The sequence below is a fragment of the Erythrobacter sp. 3-20A1M genome, assembly GCF_018636735.1.
In the GTDB taxonomy this organism is placed as follows: Bacteria; Pseudomonadota; Alphaproteobacteria; order Sphingomonadales; family Sphingomonadaceae; genus Alteriqipengyuania.
This window is the reverse complement of record NZ_CP045200.1, coordinates 2,114,106-2,137,548: the sequence shown is the minus strand read 5'-3', so window position 1 is coordinate 2,137,548 and position 23,443 is coordinate 2,114,106. Positions and strand designations below refer to the sequence as shown.

The following is a 23,443-nucleotide window of genomic DNA, read 5'->3' as shown; positions in this document are numbered from 1 at the left end:
AAGCCCGAAGGTAAATTCAGCGTCGGCTTCTCAACGCCCTATCAACCGCTCTAGCCATTCACGCAGTAGCGATTTTTCCGCCATAGAAAGCCCTGCCGTATCGTCGAGGTGCGCGCGCAGGGCGATGGCGTGGGGAACCGGCCCGGATTCTTGCGAAGCTGCCGTCTCATCCACGATCGCAGCAATCGCCGCATCGCGGGCGAGGGTGAGCATCTGCTCGTCACGTTCCTCGGGCGGTAAGGCCAGAAGCGTGGTCACGATACCGACCGCGGATGCATGGACCAACGCGACAGCCCGCTCTTCCGCGACCCGAAGGCGTCCGGCCTGCGCGATCTGCGCCGCGCGGCGGCGCAGGGCCGCCATCCCGGCCAGCGACGCAGGCGACTGCGCCAAGGGCGAACCGATCTCGTTCATGATCGCGAACACCTCTGGATTCTCGAGCCCGAAGGCGACATAGCGGCTCCACCCCCGCCGCAGCTCCTCGACCGGATCGGGATGCGGCTGATCGGCTTCCTTTTCCGCCACGAACCGCGCCAGCCTGTCTTGCGCTACGGCGTCGAGCAGGCCGCGCTTATCGCCGAAGATGCGGTAGAGCGTGGGCGGTTGAATCGACGCTTTCGCCGCGACGGCGCGCGTCGTCAGCGCAGCGGTTCCGCCGCTTGCGATCAGCTCGGCAGCAGCATCAAGCACGGCCCGCCTCGTATCGGTATCGGTGTCGGTGTCGGTGTCGGTGGCGTCCATCGTCATGACCAATCATTATCGACGATACGGGAACAATGATAGCGCCGATTGCGTATTAATGTTATCACTGATAACTGAAAAGCGATATCACCGGAAGGAATGCAGTCATGATCTTGGTCACAGGCGCCAATGGCCATCTCGGCCGCGCGATTGTAGAATATCTTTCAGAACGCACTGCTCCGGCGCAGATTATCGCCGCTTCGCGCGAGCCGGGTTCGCTCTCGCCGCCCGAGAGTGTCGCCGTGCGGCGCGCAGACTTCGCCGATCCGGCCAGCCTGCCCGACGCTTTCACCGGGATCGAGCGGATCGAGATTGTCTCGGTCGACAAGCTCGGCGAAGAGGCGCGGGGATTGCACCACAATGCCATCGCCGCAGCCCAGGAAGCGGGTGTCGAACGCATCTTCTACACTTCCCATGCCGGCGCGCGCGAGGGATCGCCTTTTGCGCCCGCCGACCAGCATGCCGCGACCGAAACCGATCTGGCCGAAACTGGCATTGCATTTACGTCGCTACGCCATGGTTTCTACGCCGAGAGTTGCCTGCACATGATTGGCGAGGATTTGAAGCGCGGCGAATTGCGCGTGCCCGAGGATGGCACGGTCTGCTGGACGGCGCGCGACGATTTGGCACAGGCGGACGCGGCACTCCTCGCAGGCGAGGCGACCTTCGACGGGGCGACCCCGCCGCTTACGGCATCGCGCGCTTGGACCATGGCCGAGATTGCCGAACTCGCTTCGCAAATCACCGGCCGCGAGGTTCGCCACACCGTCGTTTCGGACGCGGAATGGAAAGCGGCGAAAGTCGCGGCGGGCGTGCCCGAGCACTACGCCGAAATGCTGCTGGGGACCTTCCGTGCCTCTCGCCGAGGTGATTTCAGCACTGTGGACCCGACGCTCGAAAACCTCCTCGGCCGCAAGCCCACACCGCTGCGCGAAGTGCTCGCGGCCGCACTGGCTCCGGCCGCCCAAACCAATCACGACTAAAGGAATTTCCAATGCTTACGACAGACAACGCCATCGCCAATTCGGGCACCTTCGCCTTGGGCCACCGCACCGTCCACCGGATGGGCTACGGCGCGATGCAGCTTGCCGGACCGCATGTTTTCGGCCCGCCGAAGGACCGCGAGGGCGCGATCGCCGTGCTACGCGAAGCACTCGCGCTCGGCATCGACCATATCGACACGAGCGACTTCTACGGCCCGCACCACACCAACCGCGTGATCCGCGAAGCGCTGGCCCCTTTCCCCGAAGGGCTGACGATCGTCACCAAGCTTGGCGCAAGCCGCGATGACGAAGGTGCCTGGCTGCCGGCGATGGAGCCGCAGGAACTGATCGACGCGGTCGAAAGCAACTGCGACAATCTCGGGATCGAGCGGATCGAGATCGCGAACCTGCGGTTGATGTTCGGTGAAGGCGACGCGGGACCCACTTCCGGCGATGTAAGGCCGATGCTCGAACCGCTCATCGCGCTGAAGGAACGCGGGCGGATCGGCGCGCTGGGCATCAGCAACGCCCTGCCCGAACAGGTCGAGGCGGCGCGTTCGATGACCGAGATCGTCTGCGTGCAGAACATGTACAATCTCGCCAATCGCGGTGACGATGATCTGATCGATCACCTCGCGGACGAGGGGATTGCCTATGTCCCGTTCTTCCCGCTCGGCGGGTTCGATCCCTTGCAATCGGACACGCTGGAGAATGTCGCGCGGGATATGGAAGCGACGCCGATGCAGGTCGCACTTGCCTGGCTGCTGCAGCGGTCGCCCAATATCCTGTTGATTCCCGGAACGAGTTCGGTCGAGCATCTGCGCCAGAAAGTCGCGGCAGCCAATCTCCACCTGCCTGCGGAGGCCGTGGCCACGCTGAACGGAATAGGCAGTTAATTACTGGGCTGTTGTCGGCTGTCGGCGATGCCGGCTTCGCGCCATGCAAAGGCAACGTCGCGAAGCCGGATCCGCTCAATTGATCGCCGCACCCCACTTTTCGAGCTTGCGATAGATGGTGGAGGGGCTGACATCGAGGGCTTTCGCCGCCTTGGTGATATTGCCACCGCATCGCTTGATCGCCGCATGGATCGCCAAGCGCTCGATCTGACCGAGCGTCATCCCTTCCCACACATCCTGCGGCTCAGCCTGTTTCTCGTTGCTGGGCGCGCTCGAATTGGCGATTTCGGGCTGCCCCTCGCGGGCTGGCTCAGCCTGCCGGTCCGGTGCGCCGGGATGCCGCTGCAATGCGAGGTCCAGGATCGGGCCGGACCCCACGACGACGGCGCGGCGAACGGTGTTCTGCAACTCGCGGACATTGCCGGGCCATGGATGTTCGTACAGTGCGGCGCGGCTTTCCTCGCTCAATTCAGTCAGCTCGCGCCCCTCTTCCTTGCCGAAGCGCACCATGAATTGCTCGGCGATCAGTTGCACGTCCTGGCCGCGCGCGCGCAGCGGCGGGAGTTCGAGCGGGATGACGTTCAAGCGATAGAACAGATCCTCGCGGAACCGACCCGCCGCCACTTCGGCAATCGGATCGCGGTTGGTGGCGCACACGATCCGCACGTCGACCGGCTCGACCTTGCTCGAGCCGACCGGCTGGACGGTCGCGGTTTGCAGGAAACGCAGCAGCTTGACCTGCAGCTTCAGCTCCATTTCGCAGATTTCATCGAGAAACAGAGTGCCGCCGTCCGCCGCCTTGGCAGCGCCGATCCGGTTCTCGACCGCGCCGGTGAAGGCGCCTTTCACATGGCCGAACAGCTCCGACTCCAGCAGGCTTTCCGGGATCGCGCCGCAATTTATCGCCACGAAGGGGCCATTGCCGCGCGCACCTGCGGCGTGGATCGCCTCGGCGGTCACTTCCTTCCCCGTACCGCTCTCGCCGGTCACGAAGACGGTCGCCTTGGAACTCGCGATATTCTCGATCGCGTCATAGACCTGCCGCATGGCAGGAGACGTGCCGATGAAGCCATGATATCCGACTGCGGTGTCCGCGCGCTTGGGCGTTTGTGCCTTGCGCGCAGGACGGCCCCGTTCAGCGGCGTTGCGCACCGTGGTCAGCAGCCGTTCGCCCGCCACCGGTTTTACGAGGAAATCGTAAGCACCCAACCGCATCGCGTCGATTGCACGGGCGAGGGAGCCGTCCGCGGTAACGATGATGAACGCAGGGGCCGGTTTTCCGCCGGACGCGCTGCTGCTCAGGAGGTCCATGCCGTTGCCGTCGGGCAATTGCAGGTCCAGCAGCACGACGTCGAAATCGCCCCCACGCAGAGCGGCCTTCGCGTCCGCCAGCGTCTCGGCGACATCCACCTTGTGTCCCGCGCTTTGCAATTGCGCCGCATAACCGAGCGCGATGGACGCGCTGTCTTCGACGATCAGAACCGAGTTTGCCATCACGCTGCGATCCTGAATGTGGCGGCGTCACCGCTGTCGCTGCAGTCTACCCATTCGATCGACCGTCCGTCACCGAAATGCTCGAGACAGCCACGGATGAGGCCGCATGCGATATGCGCGAGCGGCCGGTGCGATCGATATTCGACAACGCATTCGCCATCCTGCGTCCTCGCCGTCACTTCGGGAGGGACGGCATCGGGATAGAGTACCTTCACATCCTGGTGGATATGCTCGCGGACATGTTCGAGCAGGCTCTCGGCCGTGGAATAGGAGGACATGATCTCCGGGTAGAGAATATTAAAGCGTCCGAAGAGATATCTACCGAACTCCTCGCACAAGGCGGCGACCGGGATACCCGATAATTTCGACGCCGCGCCGACAAGGAGCAAGGCGTGCGCCGTGGGATATACGCCGATGCGGGAAAATGCGGCGTCGTTTGGTAGATCGGCCGCGGCAATGACCTGCTCCACAAAAAGCGGACTTTGTTTTTCCTCCATGAAGCGAATGAGTTCGGAAAATATGAGGCCTTTCATGTGTGGCTCCTAGTTGAATGCGGCGCGCTTGCGCTCGGCCGCCATCCGAGACGCAAGATGCGTGCCGTTTTGCAGGCACGGAAAAGCGTAGTTACGGCTCATTGAGTGACGCATAACGCGAAAAACCTTTGCAAATTGCGAAAGCAGGCTGCCGCAAATTGCGAGGGTCGCGAATTTCCGGCGTCCAACTGACCCGAAACGCGAGGCGCAGGGCATCTGGCACGGTCCTTGAAATACGACACCCGAACGCAATTCGGAGGGTCCGTTTCGATGTCTTTCAATCTCAATCGCCGTATTTCCGTCCTGGCGATGGCTGCTTCGCTGGGTGCCTGCGTGTCGGGCCCGGGACCCGCCAATCTTTCCGGTTCCGCCTGGTTGCCTGGTCAGGCGATTGCGGCGCCGAGCGGCCACCCCGAAGGCGACTGGGTCATGGCAACCCCCGCCGCTCGCGGTGCGCCGACCTGTGACTGGCGCGCGCCGCGCGAACTCGACACGTTGCGCCGTGCGCGGCCCGAGGAATTCCTTGCCCGCACTGCTCCCCTCTCCCCCGGCGACAGGCTGACGCTGAGCCTGCTGGGCGACGAGGGCGAGCTTGGTGGCACCTATGTCATCGAAAGCAACGGCACGATCGCGGTGTCCGGTCATCAGCCGCTGATGCTGGCCGGTCGATCGGTTTCCGACGCCGAGCAGGCCATCCGTACGCAGCTCGTACGTTCGGGCGTCGTCCGGCCGCTGCGCAATGCCGTGTCGCTCTCGCTGATCGAGGCGGCGGGCGTGCCGGTCGCGGTATCGGGCGCGGTGTTCATGGAAGGCGCGGTTCGCGCCGGTGAGCGGACGCCCGCCAGCCGGATCGGCTTGAAGGAAGGCGGTGTGCGCGGCGACGACAACGTGTCGCGCAGCGTGGCCACCGCGATCCGCGCGGCGGGCGGTGTTCGCCCCGATGCGGACGTGCAGCGTATCTACCTCATTCGCGGTGACGCATACATCGAACTCGACCTCTCCGGCCTCGCACACGGGTGGACCGCGAACGACGTGTCGATTGCCGCCGGAGACCGCGTGATCGTGCCGAGCCGCCGGTGCTTCGACCCGGCTCTGGCGCGCCCGACCCCGCTGACGCCTCCGGGCATCAAGGTTTTCATGTCGAACCTGACGAAGGGTGCCAACAACAATGCGGGCGCCGCGATCGGGTCGGAAACCACTTCGCTGCCCTACGGCACGCGGCTGCTTCAGGCTCTGGTGCAGATGAATTGCGTGGGCGGGTCCTACATGCAGGCTGGCCGCCGCGCGGTGCTGATCTCGCGCAATCCGCTGAACGGCCAGAGCATCGTCGTGGAACGCGACATCGAAAAGCTGGTTCGCGGTGCCGATCGTGATGCGGCCAATCCGCTGCTGATGCCAAACGACGCGATCGCGTGCTATGACAGCCGCCTGTCGAACCTGAACGAAGTGATCGGTTCGATCGGCAATGCCGCCGGCAGCGTGACCCCGGCCATCCTGCTTAGCGGAGCGGACTGATGGACCGCACCGATCCCCGTTACAAACCGACGCCGCGCTGGCTGCTGCGGGTATGGGCCTTCGTGCGCGACGGTATGCCCGCGGTCGGTCGCTACCGCCGCTACTTCGTGACCATGGCGATCCCCCTCGCGGCGATCTGGATCGTCACCATCGCCTACCTGGCGCTGGTGCCCGACCGTTACGACAGCCGAATGACGCTGATCCTGCCCGGTTCGGGCGTGGGCGGCTCGGTCAATCTGGAATCGATCGGACAGGCAACCGTCAACTCCGTGTCGGCATTCTCCAGCAACACGCTGAGCCCGACGGAGAACTACAAGCGGCTGATTACATCCGATCTCGTGGTGCGCGATGCGGCCAATCGCGCGGGCGAGGATGAGGACGCTTTCCCCGCGCCGCAGGTGAAGCTGATCGATCAGACGAACCTGATCGAGCTGACCATGCCCGGCGCATCGCCCGAGCAGGCGCGCCACCGGATGGAACACCTGCAGGCCGCCTTCATGGCCGCGCTCGACAACTTGCGTAAGGATGAAGCGGCAACGCGCGAGAAGGCCGACGCCACCCGGATCGCCGAACTGGAACACAAGGTCGATGCTGCGCAGGCGGCGCTGCTCCGGTTCCAGGGCGAAACCGGGCTCGTCTCGCTCGATCAATTTGCCGGGCGAGTTTCCGGGCTCGACCAGATGAAGGCCGCCGAACGCGAGCGGCGGGTGCTCGTTGCCGAGAGCGGCGGTACTGCCGGTCGTCTTGCGTCATCCTTGCAGATCAGCATTCCGCAGGCGCGGCTGGCGATGCAGCTGAAGGCTGATCCGGTCTTCTCGCAACTGCTCACCCGCTACGCCGAGACGGTGGGCGAGGAGACGCAGCGGGGCGGCACGCTGGGTTCGGCGCATGGCGCGATGGAGAAGCTCGGCGCGGAACGTTCCGAACTGCGCGACGCGCTCGCCCGTCGCGGTAGCCGCCTGACCGGTGCGGGCGGTAAAGATATACTCGCCTTTTCCGATCTCGCGGTGTCAGACACGCGCGAACGGCTGTTCGAGACGCTGACCAATCGGGACAGCATGCATGCGGGCAACCAGGCCGCCCTAGCCGAACTGCGTCGCCAGATCAGCCAGGAATCGGGCCGCAGCGAAGCGCTTGTCGCTCAGGCGTCCAAGCTTGCCGGGCTGGTGCGGGACCTGCGCGTGGCCGAAGCGGTGTTCAGCTCGGCGCTGGCCCGGCTCGACACCAACAAGGCCGATCCCTTCGCGTCCTACCCGCTGGTCCAGACGCTCGAGGTGCCGTCGCTGCCGCGCGGTCGCGCGGCGCCCTCGCCCATCATCGCCCTCGCCGGTGCCCTTGGTGCCAGTATCTTCGTCCTCTTCGGGTTCCTGCTGCTGTGGCTGCGTCAACCGATCATCCGCAAACTGCTGCCGAACGCCTGATCTCGGCCGCGATACAGTCCACCTGGCTGCTGTGGCTGGTGGGTGGACTGTATATCGCGGGGCCGGTGATCGGCTGGACGCTCGCGCTGATGGCGTGCTGGCTGGCCTATGTCGACGCCGCGGTGAGCGAGCGCTTTGCCCGGTTGCCGCTGACCATCTGGCTGTGGATCGCGGGGATGGCGGCGATGCTGCTGATCCTGTGGATCGGCCACGCCAGCTTCGATCTGGGTGCTGCGAAGACGATCAAGTCCTCGATCGGCTGGGCCAAGGGTTGGGCGTTGATCGCCCTCTTCCCGCTAGCTGGCGCGCTGCTGCAGGTGCGCGAGGCGGTGATTTACCGGGCGGTGTGCAAGCTGGGCGCACAGACTTTGATGCTGATGCCCTTGTTCCTGGCCACGCCGTTCATCGGACTGCCCGAAACCCTGTGGGTCTCCCCCCTCAAGATCGTCGGCGGTCCGGGGCCGGAATATTTCGCCACCACGCTCTACACGATCGAGCCGGGCGTCGGCACGCCGCGCTGGCAGTTCTTCGCCCCGTGGTCACCGGCGGCGGGAATGATCGCTGTGATCTTCGTCCTGCTCGCCGTGCGCGACGAGAGCGTGGGCTGGCGCACCGTCGGCATCGTCGCCGGCTGATGCTGGCGATCCTCTCGCAATCGAGGCTGGCGCTGGTCGCGCTCGCGGTGATCGCGCCAATGGTCTGGGCCATTGGCCGCATGGACCGCGCCTGGATGTGGTACCTCGCCGCCCCCGCCATGGTGCTGCTGGGCATGTTCGGGCCAGTCTTGATCGAGATCATCGAGGCCCTGATGAACGACTTCTCCGCCGCGCGTGCCGATTCCAGCCGGGTACGCGCCGCGCTGGGCCGTATCGCGATCGAGCGCTGGCAGGCAGAGGCGTACTGGTTCGGGCACGGGATCGTCGAGAACGGCCCGCATTTGGTCGAATACATGCCCATCGGCAGCCATCACAGCTGGTACGGCCTGCTGTTCGTCAAGGGACTGACCGGCGCGATCGCCCTTGCGGTGCCGCTGTTCAGCACGCTGCTGGTGCTCGCGTGGCGCGCGCGCCAGGGGAGCGCCGAGCGGGCCGCGCTGTCGATGGTGTTCGTTCTGGTGCTTTACAGCTTCGGCGAGAACCTCGAGATCCTCGCCTACCTGTTCTGGCCGGCGTTGGTCCTGATGGGCAAGGTGTTGGCCTGTCCTGCCCCCGAAACGCGGCGTGACGAGGCTAGAGAGCTCGCAAAGGAATTCGCGGCTCGACCGGCATTCGCACTCTGATCGGATCGCTGGCCCTTACCCCCGCAGCTGACCGCCACGGTCGATCACGGCGGCGAGCAAGCTTTCTCGAACGCTCTGGTCGGTTCACATGACGTCGATCGCCTAACTGCCTTCACCGTCGCGCGATCCCCGATTTTGCGAGGCGCTATATGGGACCGGGAAAGCAGGCCGATCCCTCCGTTGGTGGTGGTCCTCCAGGTCGGCGCTTCACGGCAAAGAAGTGCGGCAAGCTCCTCAAGCATGGCCGAAGGACAAGATGCAGCGAGATGATCGCAAACTAGCAGCATGTCTTACGCAAAAGGGCCGCCCCGTCGCGACATACGGCGGGACGGCCCTGGCGAGCGCGGAAGGGTAACGGCTCGCTTCAGGCGGCGTTTCTCGACAGTGGGGTCTCCACATGACCCGCCGTGTCACCGACGAATAGGTCTTTCCAGCCATCCAGGATCGCGCCCGACAGCTTGGCCGCCCGGTGCCGTCCGTGGAGCCCCATTCGGTAGAGTGGCAGCTTGGCAAATTCGGCGATCGCGGCGGCGATTTCGTCTGACGTGCGCATCGGCCGGACGAGGCCAGCCAACCCGACCTGTTCGGGCAGCCCATCGACATCGGCGACCAAAATGGGCCGCGCCGCCATGCGCGCCTCGGTGGCGACGAGGCCGTACGCCTCATAGCGCGAAGGAACGATAACGGCATGACAATCGTTAAGGAACTCTGCCGGATTGTCGATTCTCCCCCGGAAGTGAATGTGCGAATTGTCGCCGGCCGCTTCGCGCATGGCGGCCAGTTCCGGTCCGTCGCCGATCAGTTGGAGGTCGACATCGCCGGGAGCGAACATAGACACGGCTTCGATCAGGGCGATCAAGTTCTTCTCGCTGGCGAAGCGGCCATAGGCCACGAGGCGCAAGGGGCGGTCCCGATGGACCGGGACAGGCGGCAGGGCCAATAGCTCCTCGCGGCCGCACCACGGATGGATCACGCGCAGCTTGTGGCTCGGGATGCCAACGGACCTGGCGAGCCAGTCGCGCTGGACGCGCGGAACGCAGACGATCTCGTCGTACAGCGAATAGGCGATCCGCAGCAGCGCCGCGAACCTGCGCGGAGCTTTCACGCGTTCGCGGACGAACCCCTCGGTATAGCTGTGCTCGACATGGACGAGACGCGCGCCCGCATTGCGCATCCGCAGCGACAGGAGGAAGGGCAGCCGCGACCAGCGGGGCGGAACATGCGTGACCAGCACCTCCGCATCGAACCTCTTTGCGATAAGGTCCTTCCCGATAGCCACTGTCCGTGACCTTGCATGCGCCGCCAACTCAGGGTGATCGAACACGGTGAGCGCCCGGGTCACCCCGCCAAAGGCGAAATCGTCTAGCAGATGGACGACGTCGATCATGCCGCTGCCTCCTTGAGGTAGAGCTTCGAGATCGCGCGGAAGCGATCCGGGCCCAGCACCTTTCCCGCCAGCACGGCACCCGCAGTCGTCGCACTCTTGCGCGGTTCGGCCAGGAACATCTTGGGTTCGAGGCGGACGGCCTGCCCGAACAGGTCGGCAGCCAGTTCGGCATTGCCCAGCTGAACCGCGCGGCGGGCCAGGTAGCGCAACTGATACGCACGCGCCGCGTCGCCATGCCGCGCCACCAGTTCGGGCGCGTAGAGCGTGGCTTTGTCCAGCATCGCGGTCCAGCTGAGATACTGCTTGACGATATTGGCCGACAGCGCCCCGCCGACGATGCGATATTCCGTCAGCTGCCCCGCGATCCCTTCGAACCGCACGCCGTGCGCCGCCGACAGGCGAACCCACAGGTCGATGTCTTCCGACTGGCGGAAATTCTCGTCGAACCAGCATTTGCGCCACGGTTCCTTCGGATGGAAGAACATCGCCGCGTCGATGGCCGAACGGCGCAGCACCGGGGCGCTGCCATTGCCGACCGGATTGCGGCGAAGGATATCTTCGGGGCGAATACCGGTCAGTCTGGGACGCATGGCCACCGCCAGCTCGTTGCCGGCCTGATCGATCATCCGCGATCCCGAAAAACTGACGCCGATCGCCTTGTCGGCTTCCAGATGCACGTAGTGCAGGCGCAGCTTCTCGGGGTGCCAGCGATCATCGGAATCGAGCAGCGCGACATAGGGCGCGCGCGCCTCCGCTATCCCGCTGTTTCGCGCACCGGCCAGGCCGCGGTTGGCCTGGGTAACGATGCGGATGCGGCTGTCGCCGAAGCTGCGGACGATTTCCATCGAGCCGTCCTGCCCGCCATCGTCGACTACGATCAGCTCGAAGTCGGTGAAGGTCTGCGCGAGTACAGATTGGATGGCCTCGGCAACATAAGTCTCGACATTATAGACGGGCATCACGACGGAGATCTTGGGCGTGGTCATGGCAAATTCCTTTTCAAAGTAAGTGATCAAGCGAAGACGTTCGCGCGGACGCGAGCAGGCATCAGGCTGCTGCCGATGGCGGCGCCCAAAGTGAGCGCACCGCGGCGGGTGTCGGAAAAGAAGGCGCGCCAGTCAGAGCGGACGCCGTCGAAGGCCATCTGCCGGGCGAGCGGCGCCGGCCCACCGGCGCGCAGGATGCGGCGGGCGAGGTACCGGCAATAGACCGCCTCGGCGCTGCGCATGTCGAACCGGTCCGCGAACTTCGCCGCGAGCGTCCGCCAGCCGGCCAGCATGGCCTCGTAATCGCAGGAAAGGCCGTCCGGGCTCATGCGGTAGTCTACCAGCCAGTGGTCGATCCCGACGATCCGGCGTCCCTCATCCACGAAGCGGGCGAGGAATTCCTGATCCTCCGCGTGGTTCATGCCCTTGCGAAAGCCACCCATCCCCACGAACGTCTCGCGCTTGATGACCAAGTTGGAGGTGGTGCAGACCGGGTTTTCGGGTAGCACCGTTGCGAGGTCCAGCGGGCCGTCGGGCACGCTGGAGAAGGTCATCGGCTTGGCGAGCTGACCGTTCTGCATCTCCGAGCGAAAAGCGATCTTGGCATAGCTCGCCTCGATGTCTTCGTTCTCGATATGCAAGCGATTGTGACGCGACAGCTTGTCGAACGTCCAGCAATCGTCAGCATCGAGGAAAGCCAGGAACTCGCCGCGCGCGAGATCGGCTCCCTGGTTACGGGTGGCCGAAACGCCCTCACGGTTCTTGGCGAAGGAACGAACCCGCTCGTCGTCACGCGCGAAGCGGAGCATTTTGCGCACGCTGTCGTCGGTCGAGCCATCGTCGATCACGATGATCTCGAAATCCTTGAAGGACTGTCTCAGCACGCTTTCGATCGCGGCGGAGATGGTCTTCTCTGCGTTATGAACCGGGATGATGACAGAAAAGCGTGGGGTCTTCATCGGAAATCTCCTTGGAAATGAAGTTACTTGGTCGAAGCGAAGAGGTGAGAGACGGCTGCTGGCCCCATGATGAGAGCGAGCCCCGCCGCGTAGGCGGCACAGGCGGCGGCCAGTGAATAGGTGCTGCCGATCGCGAGACCGGCGAGGCCCACCACCGTGGCGGCGACCGCCAGCCGGGTCTCGACGAAGGGGCGCTTGCGGGCGCGCAGCCAGGCTCCGATCAGCGAACCCGCGTAGAGCGGCAGAGCGGCGAGCGAGAGCAGCGCGATATAGGGGGCGGCCTCGATCCACTCCGCGCCGAACACCAGCGGCACGTAGAACGGTGCCAGCAGCGCCTGTGCCGCGACCACCGGGGCCAGCAGCACCAAGCCCAGCACGAAGGACTGGCGGAACAGGCGGGCACGGTCCGCGTCGCCCTCCTGCTTGCACAGCAGCGGGAAGACCACTGTGTTGCAGGCGGTGACGAAGGACAGGGTTATGCCCAGCCCCGCGTTGAAGGCGAAGTAGTACAGGCCCAGCGCTTCGCTTCCCAGCAGCGCGCCGATCACCAGCTTGTCGGCATTGACGCGCAGCGCCGCGATCAGTTCGGAGCCGAGAATGGCGGGGCCATAGGCGGCGAATTCGCGCACCGGGGCATAACCGACCGCCGGATTGGCCGACCATGCACGGGCGCGGCGTGTCAGGATGGTCCACAGGGGCGCGGTCAGCAGCTTGGGCAGCACGATCGCCCACGCGCTCGGCCACACGACGACCAGCGCCAGGGTCAGGCAATGATCCGCCATGGTCTGTGTCGCGCCGATCCGCGCGGTCGTGGTCAGGCGACCGTCGCGCATCAGCAGGAAGACCTGCACCAGCGCGGGCGGCATGCAGAGATAGACGCCGCTGAGCACTGCTAGCATCAAGGCCGCATCGGACAGGTTCCAGATCAGGAACGAGGCAGCGGCGATGCCCAGCTGGACGCATGCGACGGCCAGGCACACCGCCCAGAACAGACGCGCGGCGGTATTGCACAGCGCGGGCAGTTCCTCGTCGGTCGCGGCGATGATGCGCTGGCCGATACCGGCATTGGCGAGCACGCGGATCAGTTCGAACAGGGTCAGCGCCAGCGCCGCCGTGCCGAGCAGTTCGGGCGACGTGCGCCGCGCAATCACGAGGATCGCGAGGATGCGCACGATCCGGGTCGCCGCCTCGGCCGAGCCATAGGCGACGAGCCCCTTGGCGATCGGTGCGATGCCTGCGGGCAGCCGGTTGGAAATGGTACGTGCGAACATTGAATGCGGGTCCTCGAATAGGTTCGCCGCATTCACTTCAAAGACTGTGCCAATCCCGGATTTCTGCCGTTCTCGAGAGGTCCGAAGACCGTCTCGCCTATCCCGGATAGCCGCTTTCGCATTTTGCAACACAATCCGTGGCGATCCGCGATGGCGAGCCCTCGCAAATTGCGAAAGGTGGACCGAGAGAAGCCAGCTTGATCCGCTTCAATTTCACCTAGGTTACTGTAATTATTACGTTTTCCCCGTCTGGCACGGCGGTTGCTGAAGGGAGGCCATCCAACAGAAGGAGGGCTTCCCATGAAACATAATCCGACAAGCGAATTCACCAGCTACGACTTCGCCGCGTTTATGCAGCGCATCAAAGCTACCGAGGCGCAGCCGACGGTCGACTTGTTCGGCCAGCCCCTCGTCAAGGGCACGCGAAAGGATACCGCGCGCGAGATCGTGTCCCGTGCAGCTCGCGGAGAGCGCACGATCGTGAACTTCGTCAACGCTCACTGCGTCAATACGCTTCATAAAGACGCTGGATATCGGCGGGCTCTCGCTGCCAGCGACCGCGTGCTGCCCAATGGCAGCGGCGTGTCGCTCGCCGCCAGAATGGCGGGTGTGGAACTCGGCGAAAACCTCAACGGCACCGACCTGTTTCCGCATATCTGCGAGTTCGCGGAATATAGCGGCCAAGCGATCTTCCTCCTGGGCGGCGATCATGGCGTGGCCGATGGCGCAGCGGCGTGGGCGGCGCGCACCTTCCCGCGCATCGATATCGCTGGCACCTGGCACGGCTATTTCGATGCCGACCAGGAAAACGCCCTGATCGAGCGGATCAATCGCTCCGGCGCCTCCATTCTGTTCGTCGGCTTCGGCGTGCCGCTGCAGGAAAAGTGGATTGCCAAGAACCGCCATCGGATCGACGTGCCTGTGATCCTCGGCGTCGGCGGCCTGTTCGATTACTACTCGGGTCGCATCCCTCGCGCGCCCAAGGCGGTGCGCGCCATCGGCTGCGAATGGGCGTGGCGGCTCGCAATGGAGCCGCGTCGCCTGGCCAATCGCTACATCGTAGGCAATGCGGTCTTCGTGGCGCATGCGGCGCTCCACGCGCTGGAGTGTCGCGGTGCGCTGGAGAAAGCCTCGGCGGCCATCAAGCGTGCTCTCGACGTGGCGATCGCCGCGATGGCGCTGGTGGTTCTCGCCCCGATCTTCCTCGCCGTCGCGCTGGCGATCAGGCTGGAGGATCGCGGCCCGGTGTTCTTCCGCCAGACCCGCATCGGCGAGCGCGGGCGCAATTTCAGCATGATCAAGTTCCGCTCGATGTACACCGATGCCGAAGCGCGCCGTGCCGCATTGCTCGCTCGCTCGGAACGGGACGGGACGTGCTTCAAGATGAAGAACGATCCGCGCATCACCAGGGTCGGTCGCTTCATCCGCCGCACCTCGATCGACGAACTGCCGCAGCTCATCAATGTGCTGACGGGCGAGATGTCGCTGGTCGGCCCGCGCCCCGCCTTGCCCTCGGAGGTGGTGACCTATGCCGGGCGGAGCTGGCGCCGGCTGGGCGGCAAGCCGGGCATCACCTGCATCTGGCAGGTCAGCGGACGAGCCGAAATCCCGTTCAAGCGCCAGGTGGCCATGGATTGCGCGTATCTGCGTCGGCGCGGTCTGCTGACCGATCTCTCGCTGCTGCTGCGTACGGTTCCGGCCGTCGCCACCGGTCGTGGCGCTTACTGAACCTGCGCGACACGCTCACCATACAGATCGTCGCAAGCCGCGAGGCTTGCGACGATCGTGTGCTGCAAGGAAGGTACCATGCTCTCCCGCCGATCGACCGGTGCGCTGCGGATCTCGGCCAGCCGATCCACCATTGCGACCGCGCCCACGTTCAGGCAGATGCCCTTGAGACTGTGGACGAGCCTGCCCGTAAGTTCATCGTCGCGGGCGAGCATGGCTTCGGCCAGTTTTTCACCATTCTTCCTGAGATCCTTGCGAAACGCATCGCGCATTTTTTTACGAAAGGATGGGGGCAGAACCAGAAACGCTTCGAGGAAAACCTCGATATCGAAAAGTCCCGTGTTTTTGTCTTGCGCGTTCTCGGCTGACAGCGCCGCGCGCAAGGCGGCATCGAGTGCATCGCGCCTGATCGGTTTGACCAGGCATTGCGACATGCCCGCCATCAGCAGGCTCTCTCTTTCGGCCTGAAGGCTGTGCGCACTGATGCCGACGATCGGCACCCGGGCTTCGGGGCCCGGCAGGGCCCGGATTGCCACGGTCGCCTCCTCGCCCGACATGATCGGCATCATCACGTCCATCAGCACCGCGTCGAAGCCTCCCCCGCGCACCGCTTCCACGGCATCGCGACCATTCGCCACCGTCGTGACCTCTCCCCCCAGCATTTCGGCCAGCCTGGCGATGACGAAGGCGTTGCTCTCGGTATCTTCCGCCAGCAGGATCTTCGGCGCGTGGCCATCCGCCGTACGCAGCGGCGTGAATTCGCTGGTCGGAACGGGAGCGGGCGCCGAATCCGCTTCACGCGGCCGGTTACCGGTCTCGTCCGCAGTCGTGATCAACTGGTCGGCGATCGCCGCCAGATTGTCCGCCGCATCCAGCCCCCGGTTGGCGAGTTCGTCACCCGGATAGCGCTGGACCAGCAGCTCCATCGCTCCGGTCAGCCCCCCCATGGGGGTACGAATGCGATGGGCCATTTCGGAAATGAAGCGGTTTCTCTTCTCCAGTTCTCTCGCCGTCTCGTGCTGAGCCTGGCGAAGCGCGTCGGTGAGCCGGGCCAGTTCCTTGACGCGGCGCTCGGCCCGCAACTGCAGGGCGCGGACGCGGCGGGCATTGGTGCGGGTTTCGGTCACGTCGCGCACGGTGGCGAAAACCACGAACTGATCGTCGACGTTCGTGCTCTCGCGCTTCACATGCCAATCGAGCCAGCGCACCTCTCCGTCGGGCCGAAGGACACGGTGCTGGAAGCTATGATCCACGTCCGGTTCGAGCACGGCGAAGGCATTGCGTGCAACGCTTGTGAAACGCTGTCGGTCGAGCGGATGGATCGCCTTCCCCAGCCGCTTCTTGCTGACGATCGTCCCTTCGGGATAGCCGAGTAGCACCGCGAAGTTCGCAGATGCGGTGAAGTGGCGATCATGTTCTACGTAGATGGTCGCCAGCTCCGCAAGACGCTGCGCACTCAGGAGCTTCTGGTTCTCGATATCGAGCCGCTCGACAAGTTCACCTTCGCGCTGGCGCAGCTCCCTGTTGGCAGTGTCGAGCTCGCGCATGCGCCTGTCGAGCATCGTTTCCGCGTCTTCGAGCGCCCTTTCCGCGCGCGCCAGACGACGAGACAGAAGTTCTATCTGCGTTTCGGGTGGAAGATCAGCCAAGTCGCTGACCATCGGCAATCTCCGTCTCCTAATCGCGGCTTCACCGCCACTTCCGTTAGCTTCTCGTAATCAGTGACCGCGCCCGGTTTCGTAAGACCAGAGAGGAATCACAGATTTCCAGATAGGTCAGGGCCCCTTTGTATTAGCGGCAATTCTAATCCCGCGCTTCGTCTGATCGCGATGAAGCGCCCGCAGCGCCAGTGAACAGCGTAGTCGGGGGGGCGGTCGCTTTCCATTTGGCGAACGCTCGCTGCGCCGCCCGAACGGCTGCGCTCTCGTCTTCATCTTGGGCATCGAGCATGGCCTGCTCCTGAACCCGGGCCACCTCGCCGAGCTCTGCCTCGCCGAACATCCCGGCGGTACCGGCCAGTTTGTGCAACATCTGCGCCACCGCTTCTACCTCGCTCCAATCGAGCGGGCTGCTCGCGTCCAGTTGGTCGAGCGCCTCGAGCGTCGTCTCGCGCCGCTCGGCATAGCTCTTCAACAGCGCTTCTTCCGGATTGTGCGGAGCCTTCTGCTGCGAACCCGAGGTTGCCTCACGGAAGAGGTGCTTGGGCAGCCATTTCTTGATCGCGTCCTTCAGGCTTCGCATGCGGATCGGCTTGGCCAGATGGCCCTGCATCCCCGCCGCGAGACAGCGTTCGACGTCGTCGCTGTAGGCATTGGCCGTCTGCGCCAAGATCGGCAATTCTTCCGGGGTAATCCCCGCGCTGCGCAACGACCGCGTGGTTTCCAAGCCGTCCATGATGGGCATCTGAACGTCCATCAGGATCAGATCGTACGGTTTACCCGCTGCCCGTGCATCGGTGACCAACCGGATGACCTCCTCGCCATTCTCGGCAATATCGACCGCCAGGCCGATGCGGCTGGCCATGGAGATGATGAGGGCCTGGTTGATGTCATGGTCTTCGGCGACGAGGATGCGCGGCGGCCTGCCGAAAACCAGCGCGCGCTCGCTGCGCGGCGGCTTTGCCAGCTCGGTCCGATCGCCATCCGCCCTCTGGATGGGAAGCCGCAGGGTGAAGACCGAGCCGCGCCCTTCTTCGCTGCTGACCAGCAGTTCGCCGTCCATCATTCTGGCAAGCTCGTTGCTGATCGTCAGCCCGAGGCCGGTGCCCCCGTATATGCGGGCGGTGGATTCATCTGCCTGGCTGAATTCACGGAAAATGGCGTCCAGCCGGTCCGCCGGTATGCCGATGCCTGTATCCTCCACAGCGACGGACAGCGTCTCCTGCAGCTGCGGGCCCCGCTCCACCGAGACGCGGCAGCTTACCATCCCCCTAGCCGTGAACTTGATCGCATTGCCCACCAGATTGGTCAGGATCTGTCGCAGCCGCAGTGGATCGGCCATCACGCGGGACGGCACATCGTCATCGATGAAGAGGTCGAATTTGAGCCCCTTCTGGCGAGCGGTCGGCTCGAGGAGCCTCATGCACGAGTGCAGCTTGTGACGCAGGTCGATCGGCTCCGGGACGATCTTCATCTGACCCGCATCGATTTTCGAAACATCGAGAATGTCGTTGAGAATCTGCATCATCGCCCGGCCCGAATCCGCGATGAGCTGCGCATTCTCCCGCTGTTCGGGCGACAGCTCGCCGGCGAGCAGCAATTCGGTGAAGCCGACCACGCCGTTCATCGGGGTGCGGATCTCGTGGCTCATATTGGCAAGGAACGTGGCTTTGGCCGCGGCGGCGGTTTCTGCATTCTTGCGCGCGGCGACCAGGTCCAGCTCCATCTTCTTGCGGTCGCCGATGTCCCTGATGGACACCGAAACCTCTTTGGCCTCATCGCTCTGTTGGTCTTTGACCAGGCCGGCATTGGCCTCCAGCCACCGATATTCGTGTTCCTCGGTCAAACGCCACCGGTAGGCGGTAACGATCTGGTTGCTCCGCCCGCACCGCAGATCGTCGAACAAGGACCACATGCGTTCCTGGTCGTCCGGGTGGAAGCCATCGAGTGCATTGGTGCCGATCAGGTGCTCGCTCGGCACGCCCAGCACGTCCTTTGCCGAGGGCGACGCATAGAGGCAGGTCCCGTCCAGCTCGACGCGGAATACCGCATCGGTCGCATTCTCCGCCAGGATCGCCAGCTGCTTGTCCCGGTCGGCGATCTCCTGTTCGAAGCGCTTGCGGTCCGTGACGTCGATGAGGACGCCGATGTAGCCGCGTACGTTTCCGTCATCGTCGCGTTCGGGTTGTGCGACGGCGTCGACCCAGACGATCGAACCGTCGGGATGCAGCCAGCGAAATTCGCCGCGGTAGGGATCCCCTTGATCCACGGCTGCGGCCCAGCTTTGGATTAGGCCGTCCAAGTCGTCCTGATGCACGGCTGTCGTCCAGCCCGTGCCCATCGCTTCCGCCTCTGTCAGGCCGGCCATCTCGCACCACGCGGGGTTGACGTAATTGCACACGCCCTCGCCATCTGTGCGGAAGATGCCTGCTGGGGAAAAGCTCGCCAGCGACTGGAAACGCCGTTCGCTTTCCTTCAGCGCGTCGGTCGCCAGCCTCTGTTCGGTGATGTCGATCGCGACGCCGATGAAGCCCTGCATCTCGCCGTTGTCGCCGATCCGCGGGACTGCGATCAGGTCCACCCACGAGATGACTTCGCCGGGCTTGACGAACTGCAATTCGCTCCGCCACTGCTTGCCCGCCTGAACGGCAGCGAGCCAGTCCCGCCTGACGTCCTCTCTCCGGTCGGGATGAACCGCCTCCAGCCAACCTGCGCCCAATGCCTGCGAGGCGATGAGCCCCGTCTGCCTGAGCCACGAATCGTTGACATAGGTGCAGAACCCGTAGGGATCGGTCCGGAAAATGCCGGCTGGGGAAAGACCGGCGAGATCGCCGAAGCGCCGCTCGCTTTCCCCCAGCGCGGCCACGGTCTCCTCGAGTTCCTGGGTGCGCTGCCTGACCAGCAACCCGATATAGGCTTCGCGGCGCGAGCCACTGAACAGCAAGCCTGCAAAAATGAGCGTAAGCAGCAGGCCGCCAATCAGTATGAGGCTGGCCTCGCGCGTCACTACCCCGCGCTCGAACGCGGGAGTACTGGTCCACACGACGGTCCAGGTCTGTTCCATCACCCTGAACGTGCGTTGGACGGTAAAGGCGGACGACGCATCGCCCGCGGGTGCTTCGGAGCTGCTGAAAATCAGCTCTTCCGCGTCGGGCCGCGCGCCATCGTATACGGCGATGTCGAACAGTTTTCCCTGACTGGGCGTAAGGTTGGACATGAACCGCGAGCCGACGAACGGGGCGTATATCCATCCGTCGAACGCCGCCCGGCGCTGACCCACCGTTTCGGTCGCCGCCCCCGGACGATACAGCGGCCGCAGCAACAGAAATCCGGGGCTTTCCGTTTCGTCCTGCACCAGCAGGATACGTTTCGTGATCGTGGCCCTGCCCGTATCGCGCGCGTTGCTGGCCGCGGCTCTGCGATTGCTCTCGAACGCTATGTCGAGACCGACGGCTTCGATGTTGTCGGCCTCGGGTTCGATCGCCACGATGACGAAACGCTCGTCGCGATCGGTAAGCGGATGGATGTCGAGATCCCCCCGCCCCCTGGCGGCCACGCTATCGAGAAATGCCTGCTCCTCGCCCGCGCGCAGCGCCTCGATAAAGCCGATACCGCTGATGCCGGGAAGGTCGTGTGACAGGTCGAGCACCGAGGCATAAGCGCGCCATTGTTCCAGGGTCACGTCCCCGGACGCCTCGAAAAGCGCCGCGCCGCCATCCAGCGCCTGCCGATAGGATTGTAGCCGATATGCGAGTGCCTGCCGACTATCGGCCGCCAGCGATTCGAAAGAGGCCTGGCTGCGCTCGTAAGCCGCCTGCATGTTCAGCCTCCACGCGGCCAAGGTCGCGCACAGCATCACCAGGATCGCGATGAAGGCGACCACCGAGAAGGGCGAGAGCCTCTGGCCCCGCCAAGTCACCAAGCCTCGGCTACAGGGTGCCAGGAACAGGAGCGGCACGACGATGAGGACCCCGCCCATATCGCCGGCCCACCAGTGCAGCCAGAAGTTCGGCAAGTCGCTCTGGGAAACGACGCCGCTCGCAAATAGCGTCGCCGTTCCGAAGGTGGCACCGACGACGCAGGCAATGGGGCCGACCAACAGGCAAAGACGCACGAGCTCTCGCGGCCCCTCCAGCTTCAGCGGGAAGCCCGCACGGCTCCTTATCCAGTATCCCCCGAGAATGGCCTGCAGGGTCGAGCCGCTCGCGATCAAAGCTGCATCGAGCAAGACGGCTGCATCGGTCGGAAGGTCGGCCGAGCCGGTCGAGAGTGCGTTGACGGACCACGCGCCCAGAAACACACCCGGCCAGACGCGGTAGCCCAGCGCCGCAACGGATGCGACGGCGAGCCCCGCCGCCGGCCAGATAAGCGACGCGAAGCCCGGTGGCGGCGCCAGGTGCTGGCCGATCCAGCCGAGCAGGGCATATCCCAGCGCAATGCCCAGGATTTGCACCGGAAGCTTGGCAACGAGTTCGCGCCATTGTGACGGAACCGATGCCCCCCTTTCGCGGATGGATGCCCTCCCGCTCATGTCCTACCCCGAGCTGGCCATTTCTCGGTGCGATCCAAGTACCTGGCTCACCTCCGCCGCCAGTTTGGTCAGCGCTTCCCTGTCCGCCTCGCTGAAATCGTGCCTCGGCTTGCGGTCGATGATGCAGATCGTGCCCAGCTTGGCCCCGTCTGCTACCGTGACCGGGGCGCCCGCATAGAAACGGATCGAAGGATCGTCGATGACGAGCGGATTGCTGTTGAACCGTTCGTCGTCCCTTGCATCTTCCACCACCATCACGTCCTCGCCCTGAATGGCATAGGCACAGAACGCGACCGAGCGCGGCGTCTCGTCGACATCGAGACCGACCTTCGCCTTGAACCACTGCCGGTCTGCGTCGACCAGCGACATGAGCGCGATCGGGGTATCGAACCGCTCCGCCGCGCGCCTTACGATCTCGTCGAATTCCGGCTCGGGGGGGGGTGTCGAGCAGCCGGTAGCCGTGGAGCGATTGCAGTCGCTTTTTTTCCCGATCTTCCATGGTATTTCCAGATTTTAAGGGCCTCCGGTTGGTACAGGGCAGCGGTTTCCGAACCATTAAGCCGAGGCCTGTCGGCAGGGCGGAGTGCCAGGGACGAGAGCGTTGGGAACGGTCAAAGCTCACCCGCCGGCGCGGATTAACGAATCCGTGCAGGTATTGTGCGAAAGGCACCGCTCGATGTGATGCCAGGTGGACATGTTTAGAACCCATGCAGACAACGGTTAAAAGCTGCATCCTCGTAACCGGCGGTGCGGGCTATATCGGTAGCCACGCGGTGCACGCCTTGCGCGATGCCGGGCGCCCCGTGGCGGTGATCGACAATCTTTCGACCGGTTTCCGCTTCGCGGTGCCAGAGGGCGTTCCCTTTTACGAAGGCGATATCGCCAACCGCGATCTGCTGGAGCGGATTTTCGCCGAACAGGGCATGGGCGATGGCCGAGGGGCGGTGATGCATTTCGCAGGCTCGATCATCGTGCCTGAATCGGTCGCCAAGCCATTGTGGTATTACGAGAACAATACCGTGAAGAGCCGCGGTCTCATCGAAGCTGCGGTGGCGGCTGGCGTGCCGCATATCCTGTTCAGCTCGACCGCCGCCACCTACGGCGTACCCGATGTTTCCCCGGTGACGGAGCAGACGCCGACCGTGCCGATCAATCCCTACGGCTGGTCAAAGCTGATGACCGAGCAAATGCTGGCGGATACCGCCCATGCCCATCCGGTCAACTTCTGCGCGCTGCGTTACTTCAACGTCGCCGGGGCCGATCCGCAAGCGCGCACAGGACAGTCGACTGCGGGGGCGACGCATCTGATCAAGGTCGCGGTCGAGGCCGCGCTGGGCAAGCGCGATTGCGTCAGCGTGTTCGGGACCGATTACGACACGCCCGACGGCACCGGCGTGCGCGACTACATTCATGTCAGCGATCTGGCGGCGGCACATGTGCTGGCGCTCGATGCGCTGATCGCCGAGCCCGAACGGTCGATGACCATGAATTGCGGCTACGGGCGCGGGTTCTCCGTACTCGAAGTGCTCGACGCGGTCGACCGGGTGACGGGAGGCCGGATCGAGCGCGTCTTCGGCGAGCGCCGCGCGGGCGACCCGGCCATGCTCGTCGCCGACATTTCGCTGCTGCGCGCGACCGTTCCCTGGACGCCGCGCTACGACGATCTCGACACGATCATCGAACACGCGCTGAAGTGGGAAGAGAAACTGACGCAATTGCGCGACGTCTAACGGGTCAAGCTCCAGCACCGGGTAAAATGAGACGTGCCGCATTCCGACAGGAGGGAGACCGGTCTCCTCTCGCTGCCGTGCAATGCCTCGATACCTTCGGGTGTCCGCCCCCACAAGGCAGCGTGCGTGAAGTCGGCAGCGCTAGGTTGTGTCCTCAGGCCCGACTTGCCCCGCCGCGTCCCCCGTTGATCGTCCTAAAGCTCATGTTTGGCTCGACCAGCGCATTGCCGACCAGCCGCATTGACACCGGTATCAAACCTTTCTAGGTCGGTGTGATTGTTGACACCGGTATCAAAGCCGCATCAGAACGGCGATAACGGAGAAAAGATGG

At 64.3% G+C, this 23,443-nt stretch carries 18 protein-coding genes; 8 read left to right on the top strand and 10 right to left on the bottom strand.

The genetic code is table 11. The annotated features are described in order from the left end of the window. Positions 1-30 precede the first annotated feature (30 nt). A complete protein-coding gene (locus F7D01_RS10515) occupies positions 31-747 on the bottom strand; it encodes a TetR/AcrR family transcriptional regulator (protein ID WP_251566736.1) in 717 nt (238 codons plus the stop codon). A 101-nt stretch (positions 748-848) separates the two neighbouring features. Between F7D01_RS10515 and F7D01_RS10510 the strand changes: the two genes are divergently transcribed. Continuing rightward, positions 849-1,724, top strand: a complete 876-nt coding sequence (locus tag F7D01_RS10510) for an NAD(P)H-binding protein (protein WP_215227518.1) — start codon at positions 849-851, stop codon at positions 1,722-1,724. Positions 1,725-1,735: 11 nt separating this feature from the next. Beyond that, on the top strand, positions 1,736-2,620 hold the full coding sequence (locus F7D01_RS10505; protein WP_215227517.1) for an oxidoreductase: 885 nt from the start codon (positions 1,736-1,738) through the stop codon (positions 2,618-2,620). 75 nt (positions 2,621-2,695) lie between these two features. Here F7D01_RS10505 and F7D01_RS10500 read toward each other — a convergent pair whose 3' ends face one another. Both F7D01_RS10500 and F7D01_RS10495 read right to left on the bottom strand, forming a co-directional pair. After that, a complete protein-coding gene (locus tag F7D01_RS10500; RefSeq protein WP_215227516.1) occupies positions 2,696-4,114 on the bottom strand; it encodes a sigma-54 dependent transcriptional regulator in 1,419 nt (472 codons plus the stop codon). Continuing rightward, positions 4,114-4,647, bottom strand: coding sequence for a heme NO-binding domain-containing protein (locus F7D01_RS10495; RefSeq protein WP_251566734.1), 534 nt, complete (start codon positions 4,645-4,647; stop codon positions 4,114-4,116). The genes F7D01_RS10500 and F7D01_RS10495 overlap by 1 nt, the downstream gene beginning before the upstream one ends. A 270-nt stretch (positions 4,648-4,917) precedes the next feature. Here F7D01_RS10495 and F7D01_RS10490 point away from each other — a divergent pair, with 270 nt between their 5' ends. The 4 genes from F7D01_RS10490 to F7D01_RS15275 are packed head-to-tail and all read left to right on the top strand — an operon-like array spanning position 4,918 to position 8,862. Beyond that, on the top strand, positions 4,918-6,162 hold the full coding sequence (locus tag F7D01_RS10490) for a polysaccharide biosynthesis/export family protein (protein ID WP_215227515.1): 1,245 nt from the start codon (positions 4,918-4,920) through the stop codon (positions 6,160-6,162). After that, complete coding sequence (locus tag F7D01_RS10485; protein WP_215227514.1) at positions 6,162-7,583, top strand: hypothetical protein; 1,422 nt, start codon at positions 6,162-6,164, stop codon at positions 7,581-7,583. Before F7D01_RS10490 ends, F7D01_RS10485 begins: the two co-directional genes overlap by 1 nt. Beyond that, positions 7,538-8,218 (top strand): hypothetical protein, encoded by a 681-nt coding sequence (locus tag F7D01_RS15280; protein WP_251566732.1) that lies wholly within the window; start codon positions 7,538-7,540, stop codon positions 8,216-8,218. The genes F7D01_RS10485 and F7D01_RS15280 overlap by 46 nt, the downstream gene beginning before the upstream one ends. Further along, positions 8,218-8,862 carry a hypothetical protein gene (locus tag F7D01_RS15275; RefSeq protein WP_251566730.1) on the top strand — a complete coding sequence of 215 codons (645 nt, stop codon included), beginning with the start codon at positions 8,218-8,220 and terminating at the stop codon, positions 8,860-8,862. Before F7D01_RS15280 ends, F7D01_RS15275 begins: the two co-directional genes overlap by 1 nt. Positions 8,863-9,226: 364 nt before the next feature. On the opposite strand, the gene F7D01_RS10475 is transcribed toward F7D01_RS15275, so the two are convergent. From F7D01_RS10475 to F7D01_RS10460, 4 genes are read right to left on the bottom strand one after another with little or no spacing between them, the layout of a single operon-like run. Then, positions 9,227-10,249, bottom strand: a complete 1,023-nt coding sequence (locus F7D01_RS10475; RefSeq protein WP_215227513.1) for a glycosyltransferase — start codon at positions 10,247-10,249, stop codon at positions 9,227-9,229. Beyond that, a complete protein-coding gene (locus F7D01_RS10470) occupies positions 10,246-11,235 on the bottom strand; it encodes a glycosyltransferase family 2 protein (protein WP_215227512.1) in 990 nt (329 codons plus the stop codon). The genes F7D01_RS10475 and F7D01_RS10470 overlap by 4 nt, the downstream gene beginning before the upstream one ends. A 26-nt stretch (positions 11,236-11,261) precedes the next feature. After that, complete coding sequence (locus tag F7D01_RS10465; RefSeq protein WP_215227511.1) at positions 11,262-12,194, bottom strand: glycosyltransferase family A protein; 933 nt, start codon at positions 12,192-12,194, stop codon at positions 11,262-11,264. A gap of 23 nt (positions 12,195-12,217) precedes the next feature. Further along, positions 12,218-13,465 carry an oligosaccharide flippase family protein gene (locus F7D01_RS10460; protein ID WP_215227510.1) on the bottom strand — a complete coding sequence of 416 codons (1,248 nt, stop codon included), beginning with the start codon at positions 13,463-13,465 and terminating at the stop codon, positions 12,218-12,220. A gap of 300 nt (positions 13,466-13,765) precedes the next feature. Here F7D01_RS10460 and F7D01_RS10455 point away from each other — a divergent pair, with 300 nt between their 5' ends. Next, entirely contained in the window at positions 13,766-15,193 is a 1,428-nt protein-coding gene (locus tag F7D01_RS10455; RefSeq protein ID WP_215227509.1) for a WecB/TagA/CpsF family glycosyltransferase, read from the top strand. Here F7D01_RS10455 and F7D01_RS15430 read toward each other — a convergent pair. The 3 genes from F7D01_RS15430 to F7D01_RS10440 all read right to left on the bottom strand — a co-directional run bounded on the left by F7D01_RS15430 (position 15,187) and on the right by F7D01_RS10440 (position 21,760). Beyond that, positions 15,187-16,842: a response regulator gene (locus tag F7D01_RS15430; protein ID WP_305825942.1), complete on the bottom strand. Its 1,656-nt coding sequence runs from the start codon at positions 16,840-16,842 to the stop codon at positions 15,187-15,189. The genes F7D01_RS10455 and F7D01_RS15430 overlap by 7 nt on opposite strands. 154 nt (positions 16,843-16,996) lie before the next feature. After that, complete coding sequence (locus tag F7D01_RS10445) at positions 16,997-21,304, bottom strand: PAS domain S-box protein (RefSeq protein WP_215227508.1); 4,308 nt, start codon at positions 21,302-21,304, stop codon at positions 16,997-16,999. Between the two features lie 81 nt (positions 21,305-21,385). Continuing rightward, the gene (locus F7D01_RS10440) at positions 21,386-21,760 is read right to left on the bottom strand and encodes a GAF domain-containing protein (RefSeq protein ID WP_371819722.1); all 375 of its coding nucleotides are present in this window, start codon (positions 21,758-21,760) and stop codon (positions 21,386-21,388) included. A gap of 329 nt (positions 21,761-22,089) precedes the next feature. Here F7D01_RS10440 and galE point away from each other — a divergent pair, with 329 nt between their 5' ends. Then, positions 22,090-23,112, top strand: a complete 1,023-nt coding sequence (galE, locus tag F7D01_RS10435) for a UDP-glucose 4-epimerase GalE (protein WP_215227507.1) — start codon at positions 22,090-22,092, stop codon at positions 23,110-23,112. Positions 23,113-23,443: the final 331 nt, after the last annotated feature.